The sequence below is a fragment of the Nocardia sp. CA-151230 genome (assembly GCF_050942175.1).
Taxonomy (GTDB): domain Bacteria; phylum Actinomycetota; class Actinomycetes; order Mycobacteriales; family Mycobacteriaceae; genus Nocardia.
Genome location: NZ_CP192061.1, coordinates 102,665 through 118,405, shown reverse-complemented (window position 1 = coordinate 118,405; position 15,741 = coordinate 102,665). Strand labels below are relative to the sequence as shown.

The window sequence follows — 15,741 nt, the reverse complement described above, 5'->3', positions numbered from 1 at the left end:
AAGTATCTCAATGTTGAGATTTATTCCGCCGCCCGAGAGGAGGCCGCCGGTGCCCGACGCCGTCGACCAGATCACCGCCGCCTGGCGTCAGCAGCGCCCCGACGTCGACACCTCCCCCATGGAGATCTTCGGCCGCCTCGCCCGCCTGGGCCGCATCGTCGACCGCGAGCTCTCCGACTTCTTCCGCACCCACGGCCTGGAACGCTGGGAATTCGACGTCCTGGCCACCCTCCGCCGCTCCGGCAACGAATCCGGCCTCAGCGCAGGCGCTCTCAACAAGGCCGCCATGATCACCTCCGGCGCCATCACCAACCGCATCGACCGCCTGACCGCCAAAGGCTGGGTAGAGCGAGTCCCCGACCCCAAGGACCGCCGAGCCATCCAGGTCCACCTGACCGACTCCGGCCGAGCCCTGATCGACCGAATCCTCCCTCTACACATGGAAAACGAGCAACGCCTCCTGGCCGACCTCTCCTCAGCCGACCGCGAGACCCTCATCCCCCTACTCCGCAAGTTCGCCGAATCCCTCGGCGACCTCACCCTGGACTGAACTACTGGCCGAAACTGCTAGTGCGCCAAGGCAGGAGGGGTCGGTTGCGCCGGGGTGTAAGCCGGGACCGGGGCCGACGGGCCGGGGGTGGAGGCGGTTCGGGGAGCCGGAGTCGCGGTCCGGATCGCCGGGTTGACCGGGCCCGAGTTCGCCGGTGCCGGGGCGTGGCGGGGGTCGGAGTGCACGGAGTTGGGGTCGGCACTGCCGGGGGACGGCAGGGGGATGGTGAACCCGGAGCGGTTGTCGGGGGTGGGGCGCAGCGGGGTCGCCGGGGTGACATTGCCTGGGGTGGCGGGAGTTCGGGTGCCGGGGACGGTGTCGGTCGGGTCGGTGTGGGTCGGGGCCGTCGCGTCCGGGGTCGCAGCGCCCGGGGTGACGGGGTCCGTGGTGGTGGCGTCCGGGGTTGTGGGCGCAGCCGGGTCGGATTCCGTTGGGGTGGGCTGGGTTTGGGGGGACTGTGGGTCGAAGGAGGGGAGGTTGGGGTCGGCGGGGGTTGCGGAGGCGGGGAAGTCGGTGAGGGCGGGGCCGACCTCCATGGCGGAGGCGGGGGTGGGGAGGCCGCCGTCAGGGGCGGCGGAGTATTCGGCGCGCAGGATGTGGTTGTCGCGCACCAGGACTCGGCCGGAGGTGACCTCGACGGCGCTGGTGGTGCGGGAGTCTTCCTTGTCGGTGCCGAGGTACATCTGGCAGTCCTCGGTGTCGCAGGTCTGGGCGTAGGAGTAGCGCTGCTCGGCGAGGGCGTAGGAGCGGGCGGCGATGGCCTGGGCGCGCAGCGCCTCGGCCCCACCCTTGTCGGCCCAGCCGGGGACCATTTCGGCGGGGACGACGCCCTTGAGGTAGTCGTCGAGGTCGACCTCGTTGACAGTGCGGGGGGAGCCGTTGTCGAGGGCGACGCCGAGGACGCCGCGGTAGGCGTTGCCGCCGCAGATCTCGAGCTGTTCGTTGGCGGGGCGGTCGGTGCCGTCGGTGACGGGGTAGGCCCACGGGTCGTCGGTGCTGCCCTCCCAGAGGGTGTTTCCGTCGCAGCCCTGGGTGATGGTGACGTCGGCGCCGGTGGCGGTGGGCGTCAGATGCGCGGCCTGGCCGGGGATGACACGGCGGCCGGCGACATAGAAGACGGAGTCGGAGGCGAGATCGAGGGTCTTGTCGTCCTGCTCCATGAGGCGGACGCGGACCGTGGTCCGGCCGACGTCGGCCAGCTCGGCTCCGGAGTAGTAGTTGGCCAGGATGCGGTCGGCGTTCCAACCCGCGACGGCCTTGTCGAAGGCGCCGTTCTGGCTCAGGCCACGCCCGTGACCGGCGCCGGCGGTGAAGAGGAAGGCATTGTCGGGCCAGGCCCAGACCAGTAGTGCGGTGCCGCCGGTGGTGGCCGCGACGGCGAGGGAGAGGGTGAGCAGACCGCGCCGTCTACGGCGCTTGGCTAGGTACCCGTTCGGCATGTCATACCCGTTCTGTCGAGAGTCGAAGCTACATTCGAGTTACCCCAAAGCTAAGCCTCAACCATACGTTCAGGGAATGTGACAGTAGAGACTAGTGTGATCGTTGATGCGCCAAGTAGCAAGCTTGGGCTCCGGGCGCGGTTAGACGGATTTACCTGAATGGGAGATGCTTGTGCCGTATCGCAAACCGAAACCTGCCTATACGCTCCCGGTCATCACCGTCCTCGCGCTATCTGCTCCCGTCGGCATTCTGGCGCTGAGCGATTCCCGGGATGTCCGGAACGCCGATGAAAGCAATTGGGCAGCTATACCTGCACAAATGGCAGAAGTCGCCCTTTCCTCGGTGCCTGACATCGTGCTGCCGCTGCGCGAGCTCACCGGACTGGACCTGCCCGACCTGCGCCTGTCCGATCTGCGAATGTTGCCGCTGCCCAAATCGATTCCGATCCCGCCGAATCTCATACCGGGCGTCCAACTACCCAGCGAGATTCCGCTACCGCGGCTGAACGACCCGCAGCAGCAGCCCGTCGGGCCCGCATCCGACACCGGGCCGCACGTCACCCGCCCCACCGTCCCGGGCTCGCTCCCCAACGCCACCATCGTCGCCCGGCCGACCGGCCCGGCCACGGGCACGCCCGGCTTCATCGCCGAACCCGGGCCCGAGGTCCCCGGGCCGCCGGGTGCCGAAACCCCGTCCGCGCCAGTAGCTCCCGTCGTCACACCGGCTCCCGGCAGTCGAACAACCGTCGCCCCAGCCGATTCCGGGGTTCCGGCTCCGATCCCGACCGCCGACAATCCGGCTGCCCCCGGCCCGCACCCCGTGCCCGGCCTCACCGGTGACCTGCGCACCCCCGCGCTGAACGCGGGCGCGGTGCCCGCCGACCTGGTCGACAAGGTCGGTGCACAGGTCAAGGAGCTGACCCGGGACACCCCGTTCAGCATGGTCGCGCTCACCGCGGCGGACCTGGCCGGAACCACTACCAAGCTCCGCGCCCAGCGGCCCGACGGCACCTGGGGACCCTGGTACGACGCCGAAACCGAGAACGGCAAGGACCATCCCACGCCGGGCAAGCGCGCCGGCACCGAGCCGATCTACGTCGGCAATACCAAGACCGTGCAGATGCTGGTGACCCGCAAGCCGGCCGCCGCGCCCGCCGAAACCAAACCGCTGGACGACGGTTCGGCCGATCCGGCGCAGATCAATCTGGAGAAGCTGGCCGCGGTGCTGATCGATCCGGGCCGCGGCAGCATCGACGAGAACCTGCAGACGGTAGCGGCGCCACTGCCCGGCGGCGGGCCCAAGGTGATCGCCCGCGCGCAGTGGGGCGCGGACGAATCGCTGCGCTGCGAGGAGCCCACCTACGACGACGGCGTCTCCGCGATCACGGTGCACCACACCGCGGGTCGCAACGACTACACCAAGGCCGAGTCCGCGGGCATCGTGCGCGCCATCTACTCGTATCACGCGAAGACGCTGGGCTGGTGCGACATCGGCTACAACGCCCTGGTCGACAAGTACGGGCAGATCTTCGAGGGCCGCTACGGCGGTCTGGACAAGCCGGTCGAGGGCGCGCACGCGGGCGGCTTCAATATCAATACCGCGGGCGTCGCGCTGATGGGCGACTACGAGGACGAGGCGCCGACGGACGTGTCCATCCAGGCGATCGGCAACTACATCGGCTGGCGCGCCAAGGTGGCGGGCATCGATCCCGAGGGTCAGACCACCATGTACTCCGAGGGCAGTGACTACACGAAATACGCTCTGGGACAGGCGGTCAAGCTGCCGAACATCTTCGCGCACCGCGATGTCGGCAACACCACCTGCCCGGGTGACGCCGCCTACGCCATGATGGACAAGATCCGGCAGATCGCCGAGGACGTGGCGGCCGGCACGAGCACGCCCGCCGAACCCGGTCCGACGCGGGTCCATCCCGGCCAGAACGCGGGCAATCCGCAGCCCGACCCCGCCCCCGACGCCGGCAATCAGGAGGATCTGGCCGCCCTGGCCGACCTCACCCAGAAGATCCTGAACATGCTCGACCGCAGTCCGGTGGCCCGCTACTGGAACGATCAGGGCGGCGCGAACGGCCCACTGGGACAACCGAAAGCGGAACCGATCGCCTTGGCGGACGGCGGCCAGTACGGCCAATTCACCAATGGCTACGTGTATTCCTCGCCGACCGGTCAGATCTACTCGGTGGTCGGCAAGATTCTGGAGCGTTTCCTGCAATTGGGCGCGGGCACAGGACTTCTCGGTCTGCCGACCAGTAATGAATATCCGGTCCAGGACGGCGTCCGCACCGACTTCCAGAACGGCGCCCTGATCTTCAACGAGCTCACCGGAATCGTCACCACCGTCCTGAAGAACTACGGGGCCGTCCAGGACCCCATCCCCGGCAAGGGCATCCCCGCCCCCGGCACCCCCGCCCAGGCCGCCCCCATCCCCGCGGCCGCGCCCAACTAGATGGTCAGGGGGTTCTCCGCGCGGAATTCTGCCCGAATTCCCGCATCGAGAGCTCCCTGATCTTGTTCAGGACCACCAGCGTTCGAGGGTGCGGGCCACGCCGTCCTCGATATTGGAGGGGGCCACCTCGTCGGCGGCGGCGATCGCCTCCGGGTGAGCGTTGGCCATGGCGACACCGTGGCCGGCCATGAGGAGCATGGGGACGTCGTTGGGCATGTCGCCGAAGGCGATGAGGGAGCTGTGCTGGACGCCCAGGCGCTGTGCGATGGTCGCGAGGCCGGTGGCCTTCGTGACGCCGGGGGCGGACAGTTCGATCAGGCCGTTGTCCGTGGAGTAGGTGAGGTCCGCGCGGCCGGCCAGGTGCGGGTCCAGCACGGCGCGCATGTCCGCGCTGGCGGCACCGGGCAGGCGGATCAGCATCTTGATCGCGGGCGCGGAGATGACTTCGGCGCGGGAGACCTGGGTGTCGTCCGGGTTCAGCCAGGCATGCTCGTATTCGGGCGAGCTGACGAACTGCGGTGTGGCCGCGTCGTGCGCGCTGGAACCGACCCGTTCCGCGGCCAGGCCGCAGCCCGGCAGCAGGCGCTCGGCCAGATCGGCGACCCAGGTGAGGGTTTCGATATCCAGGGTTCGGGTGTCCAGCACCCGATCCGCGGCGCTGTCGTAGATGACCGCACCGTTGCCGCACACGCACAGCGGCGAGAAGCCGAGCCCGTCGACGACCGGATCGATCCAGCGCGGCGGCCTTCCGGTGGCGAGCACGAACGGCACCCCGTCCGCGATGAGGGCGTTGATCGCTGCCCTGGTGCGGGCGCTCACCTGCTCACGGTGGTCGATGAGCGTGCCGTCCACATCGGAGGCGACCATCTTGGGTTTGGGCAGGTGAAAGAGCGTCACCTATTCCATCCTGCCTCGAGCCACGACCGCCGCGCTCGTGGATTCCGGGCGCTGCCGTACAAAAGAGACCTTTCGGACACCGCCCCGCATCACACCACCCAGCAACCCCCACACCCACCGGGACGCGCGCGATAACACACGGATTGCCGTCGCGTCCGCGGTCCGTACCCCGCGTTTACGGTTCTCACTCCCTATGATCTGGGTCAGAACTCGACCCCGAAAGGGAATGATGGCCGGTTTTCTGCTGCGACGTGCGCTGAACTATGTCGTGCTGCTGGTACTGGCGTCGTTCCTGACCTTCAGTCTCGCGTCCCTCACCTTTCGCCCACTCGACAGTCTCGAGCATCGCAACCCGCGCCCACCGCAGTCGGTGATCGACGCCAAACGCGATGAGCTGAAGCTGGATGTGCCGATCCCGCAGCGCTACGCGGAGTGGGTCAGCGGCATCGTGACACACGGCGACTTCGGCAAGACCATGGCCGGACAGCCGGTGAGCGAGGAGCTGCCGCGTCGCGTCGGGGTGAGCCTGCGGCTGCTGATCATCGGATCCGTGTTCGGCACCCTGCTGGGCGTGCTGATCGGCGCGGCGGGGGCGATCCGGCAATACAAGTTCAGCGACTACGCCACCACCGTGACATCCTTGCTGTTGCTCAGCACTCCGGTATTCCTGCTGGCAACCTTCTTGAAATACGGTGCGCTGGAGATCAACACGCTGACCGGGACGCAGGTCTTCTACTACACCGGTGAGACCTCCGCGACCGCCGTACACGGCGCATGGAATCAGTTCGTGGATCGCCTTCAGCACCTGGCGATTCCGACGCTGGGCCTGATCCTCGGCGCGGCCGCCAGCTACAGCCGTTACCAACGCAACGCCATGTTGGACGTGCTCCAGAGCGATTTCATCCGAACCGCCCGCGCCAAAGGCCTCACCCGCACCCGCGCCCTCTTCAAGCACGGCCTGCGGACCGCGCTCATCCCCATGGCAACGCTGTTCGCCTACGGCTTCGGCGGACTCGTCACCGGCGCCGTCTTCACCGAGAAGATCTTCGGCTGGCACGGCGTCGGCGAATGGCTGGTGGATTCGATCTCCACGCAGGACCTGTACCCGGTGGTGACCATCACCGCGTTCGCTGCCCTGGTGATCCTGCTGTCGGGCCTGCTCTCCGATATCGTCTACGCGATTCTCGACCCCAGGGTGCGTGCCTGATGACCGAAACCGAAATCATCGTCGCGGGCGCGCCCGAACCCATGGCGGCGGGCCGCCGCAAACTGGTGGTTCGACGCTTCCTCCGCAACAAGGTGTCGGTGATCGCCCTGGCGGTCCTACTACTGATGCTGATCCTCTGCTATGCGCTACCGCCGCTGCTCAAATATGACTACCAGCAGCTCGATTACACGGCCCTGCTGAAGCCACCCAGTTCGCGACATCCGTTCGGCACCAATCAGATCGGTCAGGACATCCTGGCGCAGACGTTGCGCGGATTGCAGAAGTCGCTGATCATCGGTTTTTCGGTCGCATTGATCTCCAGCACCATCGCGGCCGTGCTGGGATCGGTGGCCGGGCTGCTCGGCGGAATGACCGACACCGCCATCATGTGGCTGGTCGACCTGATGCTGGTGATGCCGAGTTTCATCATGGTGGCCCTCTTCGCGCCGCGTATGAAGGGCAGTGGGTCCATCCTGCTGCTGATTCTGCTGCTGTCGTTGTTCAGCTGGATGATCAGCGCGCGCCTGATACGCGGGCTCACGCTGAGCCTGCGAGATCGCGAATTCGTCCGGGCCGCACGGTATATGGGCGCGCCCACCCGGACGATCATCACCACACACATCCTGCCCAATATCGCCTCCATCCTGATCATCGACACCACCCTCGCCGTGGGCGCCGCGATCCTCGGCGAATCCGGGCTCAGCTACCTGAACTTCGGTGTGCAGCCCCCCGACGTCTCGCTGGGCACCCTGATCTCGGCGGGCACAAAATCAGCATTGACCTATCCGTGGCTGTTCATGTTCCCGGGCGCGTTCCTGATCACGATCGTGTTGTGCGCCAATCTGGTCGGTGATGGTCTGCGCGACGCCTTCGACCCGACCGCGAAGCGGGCGCGCTCGCGCCGCAAGCGTCGCGGGAGCAAGGCCGAGAACGCCCGAAAGGCCCAGGCATGACGGACAAGACGGTTCGCACCACCACCGCCCCGCTGCTCGAGGTCTCCGATCTACGTGTGAGCTTTCCCGGTGAAGAAGGCCGCATCGACGCCGTGCGCGGCGTCAGCTACACCGTGCAGGACGGCGAGGTGCTGGCCATTGTCGGTGAATCCGGTTCCGGCAAATCGGTATCGTCGCTGGCGATCATGGGTCTGCTGCCGGATCAAGCCCGGGTGCAGGGGTCCATCCGGCTGCGCGGGCAGGAACTACTCGGCATGGATGACCGGCAGCTGTCCACGCTGCGCGGCAGCAAGATCTCCATGGTGTTCCAGGACCCGCTGTCGGCGTTGACGCCGGTGTACCGGGTCGGTGACCAGATCGCCGAAGCGCTGCTGGCACACGGGAAGATGAGCAAGCACGAGGCCGCCGCGAAGGCGGTGGAATTGCTCGACCTGGTCGGCATCCCCGATGCGGCCGTGCGCGCCAAGGCTTTTCCGCACGAGTTCTCCGGCGGTATGCGGCAGCGCGTGGTGATCGCCATCGCCATCGCCAATGATCCCGAGCTCATCATCTGCGACGAGCCGACCACCGCACTGGATGTCACGGTGCAGAAGCAGATCCTGAATCTGCTGCGCAAGGCGCGCGACATCACCGGTGCCGGGGTCGTCTTCATCACCCACGACATGGGTATCGCGGCCACGCTCGCCGACCGGGTCGCGGTCATGTACGCGGGACGGATCGTCGAAACCGCACGTACCGCCGAGCTTTTCACCACACCCCGGATGCCGTATACGGTCGGCCTGCTGGGGTCCATCCCACGGCTGGACGGCCCGGCGCGAGTACCGCTGGTGCCCATCGTCGGTGCGCCACCGGCCATGCACGCACTGCCGCCGGGGTGCCCGTTCGCGCCGCGGTGCCCGGTTGCGGTCGACGACTGCCAGGCGGCCGAACCACCCCTGCAGGACACCGAACCCGGTCATCGCGCCGCCTGCATCCGGGTGGCCGAAATCGGATCCGCGGACCTGTTCACGGCCTATCGCCGCGAGGTGCCGCCCGCCGAGGTCCCGGTCACCACCGATGAGCAAGTGGTCCTGCGGGTTTCGGAGTTGAAGAAGACCTTCCCGATCACCTCCGGAGTGGTGTTCAAACGCCGGACCGGTGAGGTGAAGGCGGTGGACGGCGTCAGCTTCGAGATCAAGTCGGGCCGCACGCTGGCGCTGGTCGGCGAATCCGGTTCCGGGAAATCGACGACGCTGACCCAGATCATGGAACTCATCGCGCCGGAGAGCGGCAGCATCGAGGTGCTCGGCAGCGATGTCGCCACCCTCACCAAGACCCGCCGCCGCGAAATCCGGCGCAAGCTCCAGATCGTGTTCCAGGATCCGTCGGCCTCGCTGGACCCGCGGCTGCCGATCTTCGACGCGCTCGCCCAGCCGCTGCGCATCGACGGCCGTTCGCATGACGAAATCCACCGCCGGGTACGGGAATTGCTGAATCTGGTCGGCCTGCGCCCGGAGCACGCCGATCGCTATCCCACCGATTTCTCCGGCGGGCAGAAGCAGCGCATCAATATCGCGCGGGCGCTCGCCCTGGATCCGGAGATCCTGGTGCTCGACGAGCCGGTGTCCTCGCTGGATGTCTCGATCCAGGCCGGGGTACTGAACCTGTTGCGCGACTTGCAGGCCGAGCGGGGACTGTCGTATCTGTTCGTTTCACATGATCTGTCGGTGGTGCGCAATCTCGCGCACGACATCGCGGTCATGTATGACGGCCGGATCGTCGAATATGGTGCGGCCGAGCAGGTTTTCGGCGATCCTCGGCACGAGTACACCCGCGCCCTCATCGACGCCGTCCCGGTCCCGGTCGTTTCGGGATAGGGGCGCAGAGTGTTCCAGCAATACTCCGACGGAAGGAGCAACCGGTGAGGATTCGCTCGATCGGCTTGAAGCTCGCGGTCCCACTGGTCGCCGTGACAATGGTGGCGACCGGATGCGGTGGCGGTGACACCACCTCCCCGCAGGGCAAGGCCGAACTCGGCACCACCAACGACATCAACCCGCACGATGTCGCGGACCTGAAGGACGGCGGCAATCTGCGGCTGGCCATCTCGGCGTATCCGGCGAACTGGAACACGCTGAACATCGACGGCAACGATATCGAGATCACCGCCGTGGAGCGGTCGATGATGCCGCGCGCCTTCGTGTCCGACGCGGCCGGCAATCTGTCCATCGACACCAATTACTTCACCGATGTCCAGCTGACGAATACCAATCCGCAGCAGGTCACGTACACGATCAATCCGAAGGCGTTCTGGTCCGACGGGTCGCCGATCACCTGGGAGGACATCGCCTCCCAGGCCAATGCGCTCAGCGGCAGGAACAAGGATTTCCTGATCGCCAACAACCAGGGCTTCGACCGCGTCGGGAAGGTCGAGCGCGGGGTTGACGACCGGCAGGCCGTCGTCACCTTCGACAAGCACTTCGCGGAGTGGAAGGGCCAGTTCGCGGGCAACTCCTTCCTCTACCCCAAGTCCGTGACCGGCACGCCGGAGGCCTTCAACAAGGGCCTGGTCGACGCCATCACGACGACCGCCGGCCCGTTCGTCGTGCAGTCCACCGATCGCGGTCAGGGTCGAATCGTCCTGGGCCACAACCCGAAGTGGTGGGGCGCGACGCCGAAGTTGGACACCATCACGTTCAGCGTCCTCAACAGCCAGGCGCTGATTCCGGCCCTGCAGAACAATGAGATCGACGCCGTCGGCATCGGCAGCCGCGACGATCTCAAGACCGCGCAGAGCACCGACGGCGTGGCCATCCGCCGCGCACCCGGTAACCAGTGGTCGCACTTCACCTTCAACGGCGCGCCCGGATCGATCCTCGCCGACCCCAAGCTGCGCGTGGCCATCAGCAAGGCCGTCGACCGGCAGGGCATCGCGACCGCGATCCAGAGCGGTCTGGTGAACGACCCGAAGCCACTGAACAACCACATCTACATGGCCGGGCAGAAGGGCTACCAGGACAACGCGCCCGCCTTCGACCCCACCGAGGCCGCCAAGGAGCTCGACGATCTCGGCTGGAAGATGCCCGCCGGCGGCGGCACCCGGGAGAAGGACGGGCGCAAGCTCGAGATCCGCGACGTCATGTACAACGACGACACCTGGGTGCAGATGGCGCAGATCATGCAGCAGAATCTGTCCGCGATCGGCGTGAAGCTCACCATCGACACCAAGCCCGGCCAGGACTTCTTCACCAAGGTCATTCAGCCCGGCGATTTCGATATCGCTTACTGGAGCTGGGTCGGCGACCTGTTCCCGCTCGGCAGCCTCGACCAGATCTGGGGCTACCACCCCGGCGACGTCCAGGGCAACTACGGCCGGATCGGCTCGCCCGAGCTCAATGACCTGATCGAGAAGACCGTCTCCGAACTCGACCCCGACAAGGCGATCGACCTGGCGAACCAGGTCGACAAGCAGGTGTTCGCCGAGGGCCATTCGATGCCGCTCCTGCAGTCGCCCGGCAATGTCGCCGTTCGCGCCAACCTCGCCAACTACGGCGCGGCCGGTCTGGCCAGCCTCGACTACACCAAAATCGGCTTCCTGAAGTGATTTTCCGGACGGGCCATCCCCTGGCCTATCCGGCGCTCGTTATGATCGGGACCCTGGCGATCACCCTCGCCTGGGTCCCGTTCGCTGATCCGGAGCAGGTGGCCATGCTGGGCACCACGGCGGTGCTCATCCTGGGCTACAGCGGGTTTCGGTTCGCTGTCGCGCTGGGTTATCTGCCCGGGGGGTTGCCCGGCGGGCAGGAGCGCCTGGAGGTGGCGGTACGGCGGGTGCGGCAGCAGCATCGGCTGGTCAGCCGGTCGTGGCTGGAGTTCACGATCGGGGGGAAGAATCACTGGCTGCCGGTGTATTTCGATCCGGTGCTGGTGACGCTCACGCAGGACACGGCCGAATTGGCCGGGCGGGCGGTGCATGTCGGGGGGCGGCGGATGTATCCGGCTGGGCGACTGCGGGATTCGGAGCCGGTGGGGAAGCTGATCGATAATCCGGTGCGACCGGATCCGGAGGCGGTGGGGCGGACGGGGATCGGGCGCCGGCTCCTGCTGGATGCGCAGTCCGCGGTGGCCGGGCCGTTCGCGGGGCTGCTGTGGGTGTACACCTCCGGTGGCGGATGGCCGGCCTTCGTGGTCGCGACGCTGGTCGCGGCGGCAGCGGCCACCTGGCTGGCGGCTGTTCGCGGCGCCGACCCGAGCTGAGCCGGAGCTGTCCGGGCTCCGTGCCCGAACCAGCAACGGCCTGCTCCGGGGGCTCCGATTCCCCGTAGCAGGCCGTTGAACGTAGGGGCCGTGTTTACTCGGCCTTCTTCTCCGCGCGGCGGGCGGCCTTCTCGGCGGCTTCGGCGGCGTCCATCGCGTTGGCCTCTTCGAGGGTGGGGGCGCTGCCGCCGAGGCGGGCGGGGACCCAGTAGGCGCCGGGCTCGTGGGTGTAGTCCTGCTGGAGGTCCAGGAGCATGTCGGACATGGTGGCGTGGAGCTGGTCGGTGAGGGCCGCCGCGGGCTCGAAGGGCTGGATGGGCTTGCCGACCGCGATGGAGATGGGGGTGTTGGTGCGGCCCAGGCGCTTCGGGAAGCCCTTGGTCCACACTCGCTGGGCGCCCCAGATGACGATGGGGATGATGGGAACGCCGGCCTCGATGGCCATGCGGGCCGCGCCGGACTTGAACCCCTTGAGTTCGAAGCTGCGGCTGATGGTGGCCTCGGGGTAGACGCCGACCAGTTCGCCGGCGCGCAGCCGCTTCACGGCCTCGTGGTAGGAGTCCGCTCCCGCCGCACGATCCACCGGAATGTGCTTGAGGGCACGCATGATCGGCCCCGAGACGGAGCTGTCGAAGACTTCCTTCTTGGCCATGAAGCGGATGTACCGCCCGGTGGTGCGCGCGGGCAGACCGGCGTAGGTGAAGTCCATGTACCCGGTGTGGTTGATCGCGATCACCGCCCCACCGGTCGCCGGAATGTTTTCGTCGCCCTTGACGGTGAACTTCAGGCCCTGCAGCGCGAAGATCGTGCGGGCCAGGCCGATGACTGGGTAATAGACGGGTTCCACAGTTCCGCTAGCCTAGTCGCTGCCCGCGCGGCATCCAGTGATCCAGGTAACAGCAATTCGGTTGATGTGACTTCTCGACACTGAAAGAGGTTCGCACGAGTGGAAAACGGCCGGACAGTGTTGCGTGCACGACTCCACCAGGGGTTGCTCGGGACGCTGATAGTCGGCGCGGCCTGCCTTGCCGGCGGCTGCGATTCGAGAGTCGGAATCGAGGGCACGGATTTCGGGGCCGACGTCGATATGTCCAGTGAAACCAGCAGTAGCCCCAGCCCGACCGCGGCCGTGAGCGGCGGCGTCGGGGCGGCGCCCGGGAAACCGAATGCCGCGCCGGCCGTCGCGCGTTGGGCGGCCGACCTGCGGGCAAGAGGGCTGGACGAACTGGCCGACCGCTGCTGGACCATGGCGCCGCCCAATATTCACAGCATGTACGCCGAGCCGCAGGCGATCATCGATGCGCTCGCCGGACCGGGCGTCTCCAGCGGCCAGGCCGTGACCTGGCAGAACGCCGAGGTCACGGTGACCGCGCAGGACCGCGACATCGCCACCGGCTACGCCTGCCCGCACGTCTACCCGACCGGGGGCGAACTCGGCTTCAATGACGCCGACGCGCGACACACGGTGCGGCGCTTCCTATCTCGCTCGATGGGCCGGCCGCTGCATCCCACTGACCGGGAGGACGCGTATCCACTGGTCTGCGCCGCGGGCCGGACCTGGGATCCGGACAGCACCGGCAAACCGGCCACCGCGCCGCTGGCGGTGAACCCGTCGAAGCCGGGGTCGGTAAGGACCTTCGTGGACCAGTCCATCAAGTCGGAGTGGCCGCGCGGCGGGTATATCACCGTGTCCGTACCGGTCACCACCGGCGCCGGAGACCAGACAAAGCAGATATACACCTTGAAGTCGGGCTCCGAGGGTTACTGCATCGGCGACGTCTCCGGCTAGCCAGTACTCTGGGTGGCTGGTAACGGTCAGGGAGGAATGAAGCTCGTGCAGATCACCAGCGTCGGACACGCCGGATTCCACATTCGAACCGCTGCCGGAACGATCCTGTGCGATCCGTGGGTCAATCCGGCCTATTTCGGATCGTGGTTCCCGTTCCCCGACAACACCCAGCTGGACTGGGACGAGCTCGGCAACTGCGATTTCCTCTATGTCTCGCACCTGCACCGTGACCACTGGGACGCCGAGCACCTGGCCGACAAGGTCAACAAGGACGCCACCGTCCTGCTGCCCGACTATCCGGTGCCGGACCTCAAGCGGGAGCTCGAGAAGCTCGGCTTCACCAAGTTCGTGGAGACCGAGGACTCGGTCAAGACCACCGTCACCGGTCCGGGCGGCGACCTGGACATCATGATCATCGCGTTGCGCGCGCCCGCCGACGGCCCGATCGGCGACTCCGCCCTGGTCGTCGACGACGGGGAAACCGTGTGCTTCAACATGAACGACGCCCGGCCCGTCGACATGGACGTGCTGCACGACGCCTTCGGGCACGTGGACATCCACCTGCTGCAGTACTCCGGCGCCATCTGGTACCCGATGGTGTACGACATTCCGACCAAGACCAAGGCCAACTTCGGCAAGCAGAAGCGCCAGCGCGGCATGGACCGTTGCCGCTCCTACATCGAACAGGTCGGGGCCACCTGGGTCGTCCCGTCGGCCGGCCCGCCGGTCTTCCTCGACGACGAGCTCCGCTACCTCAACGACGACCGCGGCGACGAGGGCAATATCTTCCCCGACCAGATCGTCTTCCTGGATCAGATGAAGATCCACGGCAACGAGGGCGGGCTGCTCATGATCCCCGGCTCGACCGCGGATCTGTGTGGCAAGGAACTGAATTCGCTCACCCACCCGGTCGACCCGGACACCATCTACGGCGACAAGGCCGCCTACATCGAGGCCATGGCCCAGCGCATGGCCCCGGTGCTGGCCGCCGAGAAGGCCACCTGGGCCCCGGCCGAGGGCGAGCCGCTGCTGCCCGCGCTCAAGGCCAAGTTCGAGCCGATCATGGCGCAGAGCGACCTCATCTGCGACGGCATCGGCTACCCGGTCGGCCTGGTCATGGGCGAGGAGACCGTGGTGCTCGACTTCCCCAAGCGGGTGGTGCGTGAGCCCATCGAGGGAGAAGGCAAGTACCGCTACGGATTCCGCATCGACCCGCAGCTGGTGCGCACCGTGCTGCGCGACGACGAGCCGGACTGGGTGAACACCATCTTCCTGTCGACGCGCTTCACCACCTGGCGCATCGGCGGCTACAACGAATTCCTCTACACCTTCTTCAAGTGCCTCACCGACGAGCGCATCGCCTACGCCGACGGCTGGTTCGCCGAGGCGCACGACGATTCCGCCTCCACCGAGCTCGACGGCTGGGAGGTGCAGCGCCGCTGCCCCCACCTCAAGGCCGACCTGTCGAAATTCGGTGTGGTCGAGGGCAATACGCTCACCTGCAACCTGCACGGCTGGCAGTGGGACCTGGAATCGGGCCGCTGCAAGACCTCCAAGGGTCACGAACTGCGCTCGAAGAAACTGGTCTGATCCGCGGAATGCGGCCGGTCCCGGCGGATCGGCCGCATCCGCTCGATGGCGTCCAGGCGGCGGCGTACCGACCGCAGCTCACCCCACAGCGAGACCAGCACCGCGGCGAATCCGGCCGCGACCGCCAGCGCGACCGCGTGATCCAGCGGCAGCACGCCCGGCACCTGCGGATCGGCCAGCGTCGCGACGACGGTCAGGCCCGCCAGCAGGATGAGCACGATATTGCGGATCACCGTCCCACGGCCGATCGGCGCCGCGCTCCCCGCGCCGAAACACGAACAGACCGGCCGCTTTCCTTGGCGCAACAGCCGGACGACCGCGCCCGTGAACATTCCCAGCAGCAGAATCGCCACCAGCGCCGCACCGGCCGCGGTCCACGGCGGCAGCACCGCGATCGCCACGGCCGCCTCCACCGCCGGCAATCCCCAGGCCACGCCGGGCACCCACGGGAGGGGAATACCGAACTCCTCCACCGCTATCCGCGTCCCGGAGCCGTCGGCGAATTTCCCCCACGCCGACAATCCGAACACGACGGCCAGCACCAGACGTGCCACCCACACCCAGTAGTCGATAGCCATTCCCGCACCATCGCACATAGAGATTGACGGCGAATTAC

The 15,741-nt window shown here is 67.2% G+C and carries 13 protein-coding genes; 9 read left to right on the top strand and 4 right to left on the bottom strand.

Features of this window, described 5'->3' with window-relative positions; genetic code table 11:
• Positions 1-49: 49 nt before the first annotated feature.
• Positions 50-550: a MarR family winged helix-turn-helix transcriptional regulator gene (locus ACQP1O_RS00535; protein WP_433563987.1), complete on the top strand. Its 501-nt coding sequence runs from the start codon at positions 50-52 to the stop codon at positions 548-550.
• Between the two features lie 17 nt (positions 551-567).
• On the opposite strand, the gene ACQP1O_RS00530 is transcribed toward ACQP1O_RS00535, so the two are convergent.
• A complete protein-coding gene (locus ACQP1O_RS00530) occupies positions 568-1,989 on the bottom strand; it encodes a SpoIID/LytB domain-containing protein (protein ID WP_433563986.1) in 1,422 nt (473 codons plus the stop codon).
• 319 nt (positions 1,990-2,308) lie between these two features.
• Here ACQP1O_RS00530 and ACQP1O_RS00525 point away from each other — a divergent pair, with 319 nt between their 5' ends.
• Complete coding sequence (locus tag ACQP1O_RS00525; protein ID WP_433563985.1) at positions 2,309-4,453, top strand: N-acetylmuramoyl-L-alanine amidase; 2,145 nt, start codon at positions 2,309-2,311, stop codon at positions 4,451-4,453.
• 66 nt (positions 4,454-4,519) lie between these two features.
• Here the strand turns inward: ACQP1O_RS00525 and ACQP1O_RS00520 are convergent, their stop codons facing one another.
• Positions 4,520-5,320 carry an HAD family hydrolase gene (locus ACQP1O_RS00520; protein ID WP_433568007.1) on the bottom strand — a complete coding sequence of 267 codons (801 nt, stop codon included), beginning with the start codon at positions 5,318-5,320 and terminating at the stop codon, positions 4,520-4,522.
• A gap of 259 nt (positions 5,321-5,579) precedes the next feature.
• Here ACQP1O_RS00520 and ACQP1O_RS00515 point away from each other — a divergent pair, with 259 nt between their 5' ends.
• From ACQP1O_RS00515 to ACQP1O_RS00495, 5 genes are read left to right on the top strand one after another with little or no spacing between them, the layout of a single operon-like run.
• Positions 5,580-6,557, top strand: coding sequence for an ABC transporter permease (locus ACQP1O_RS00515; RefSeq protein ID WP_433568006.1), 978 nt, complete (start codon positions 5,580-5,582; stop codon positions 6,555-6,557).
• Complete coding sequence (locus ACQP1O_RS00510) at positions 6,557-7,510, top strand: ABC transporter permease (protein WP_433563984.1); 954 nt, start codon at positions 6,557-6,559, stop codon at positions 7,508-7,510. Before ACQP1O_RS00515 ends, ACQP1O_RS00510 begins: the two co-directional genes overlap by 1 nt.
• The gene (locus tag ACQP1O_RS00505) at positions 7,507-9,366 is read left to right on the top strand and encodes an ABC transporter ATP-binding protein (RefSeq protein WP_433563983.1); all 1,860 of its coding nucleotides are present in this window, start codon (positions 7,507-7,509) and stop codon (positions 9,364-9,366) included. Before ACQP1O_RS00510 ends, ACQP1O_RS00505 begins: the two co-directional genes overlap by 4 nt.
• A 44-nt stretch (positions 9,367-9,410) precedes the next feature.
• On the top strand, positions 9,411-11,093 hold the full coding sequence (locus tag ACQP1O_RS00500; protein WP_433563982.1) for an ABC transporter family substrate-binding protein: 1,683 nt from the start codon (positions 9,411-9,413) through the stop codon (positions 11,091-11,093).
• A 41-nt stretch (positions 11,094-11,134) separates the two neighbouring features.
• Positions 11,135-11,746, top strand: coding sequence for a hypothetical protein (locus tag ACQP1O_RS00495; protein ID WP_433568005.1), 612 nt, complete (start codon positions 11,135-11,137; stop codon positions 11,744-11,746).
• Between the two features lie 94 nt (positions 11,747-11,840).
• Here ACQP1O_RS00495 and ACQP1O_RS00490 read toward each other — a convergent pair whose 3' ends face one another.
• Positions 11,841-12,593 (bottom strand): lysophospholipid acyltransferase family protein, encoded by a 753-nt coding sequence (locus tag ACQP1O_RS00490; RefSeq protein WP_433563981.1) that lies wholly within the window; start codon positions 12,591-12,593, stop codon positions 11,841-11,843.
• A 240-nt stretch (positions 12,594-12,833) separates the two neighbouring features.
• Between ACQP1O_RS00490 and ACQP1O_RS00485 the strand changes: the two genes are divergently transcribed.
• On the top strand, positions 12,834-13,535 hold the full coding sequence (locus ACQP1O_RS00485; RefSeq protein ID WP_433563980.1) for a hypothetical protein: 702 nt from the start codon (positions 12,834-12,836) through the stop codon (positions 13,533-13,535).
• A 45-nt stretch (positions 13,536-13,580) separates the two neighbouring features.
• On the top strand, positions 13,581-15,125 hold the full coding sequence (locus ACQP1O_RS00480) for a Rieske 2Fe-2S domain-containing protein (protein WP_433568004.1): 1,545 nt from the start codon (positions 13,581-13,583) through the stop codon (positions 15,123-15,125).
• Here the strand turns inward: ACQP1O_RS00480 and ACQP1O_RS00475 are convergent.
• Positions 15,095-15,703: a MauE/DoxX family redox-associated membrane protein gene (locus tag ACQP1O_RS00475; RefSeq protein WP_433563979.1), complete on the bottom strand. Its 609-nt coding sequence runs from the start codon at positions 15,701-15,703 to the stop codon at positions 15,095-15,097. The two genes, ACQP1O_RS00480 and ACQP1O_RS00475, sit on opposite strands and share 31 nt — an antisense overlap.
• Positions 15,704-15,741 lie beyond the last annotated feature (38 nt).

Excerpts from the sequence above, each read along its gene's own strand:
- ACQP1O_RS00475 (WP_433563979.1), bottom strand. The coding sequence starts at position 15,703 with ATGGCTATCGACTACTGGGTGTGGGTGGCACGTCTGGTGCTGGCCGTC.
- ACQP1O_RS00520 (WP_433568007.1), bottom strand. The coding sequence starts at position 5,320 with ATGGTCGCCTCCGATGTGGACGGCACGCTCATCGACCACCGTGAGCAG.
- ACQP1O_RS00495 (WP_433568005.1), top strand. The coding sequence starts at position 11,135 with ATGATCGGGACCCTGGCGATCACCCTCGCCTGGGTCCCGTTCGCTGAT.
- ACQP1O_RS00530 (WP_433563986.1), bottom strand. The coding sequence starts at position 1,989 with ATGCCGAACGGGTACCTAGCCAAGCGCCGTAGACGGCGCGGTCTGCTC.
- ACQP1O_RS00510 (WP_433563984.1), top strand. The coding sequence starts at position 6,557 with ATGACCGAAACCGAAATCATCGTCGCGGGCGCGCCCGAACCCATGGCG.
- ACQP1O_RS00485 (WP_433563980.1), top strand. The coding sequence starts at position 12,834 with ATGTCCAGTGAAACCAGCAGTAGCCCCAGCCCGACCGCGGCCGTGAGC.
- ACQP1O_RS00525 (WP_433563985.1), top strand. The coding sequence starts at position 2,309 with ATGGCAGAAGTCGCCCTTTCCTCGGTGCCTGACATCGTGCTGCCGCTG.
- ACQP1O_RS00515 (WP_433568006.1), top strand. The coding sequence starts at position 5,580 with ATGGCCGGTTTTCTGCTGCGACGTGCGCTGAACTATGTCGTGCTGCTG.
- ACQP1O_RS00505 (WP_433563983.1), top strand. The coding sequence starts at position 7,507 with ATGACGGACAAGACGGTTCGCACCACCACCGCCCCGCTGCTCGAGGTC.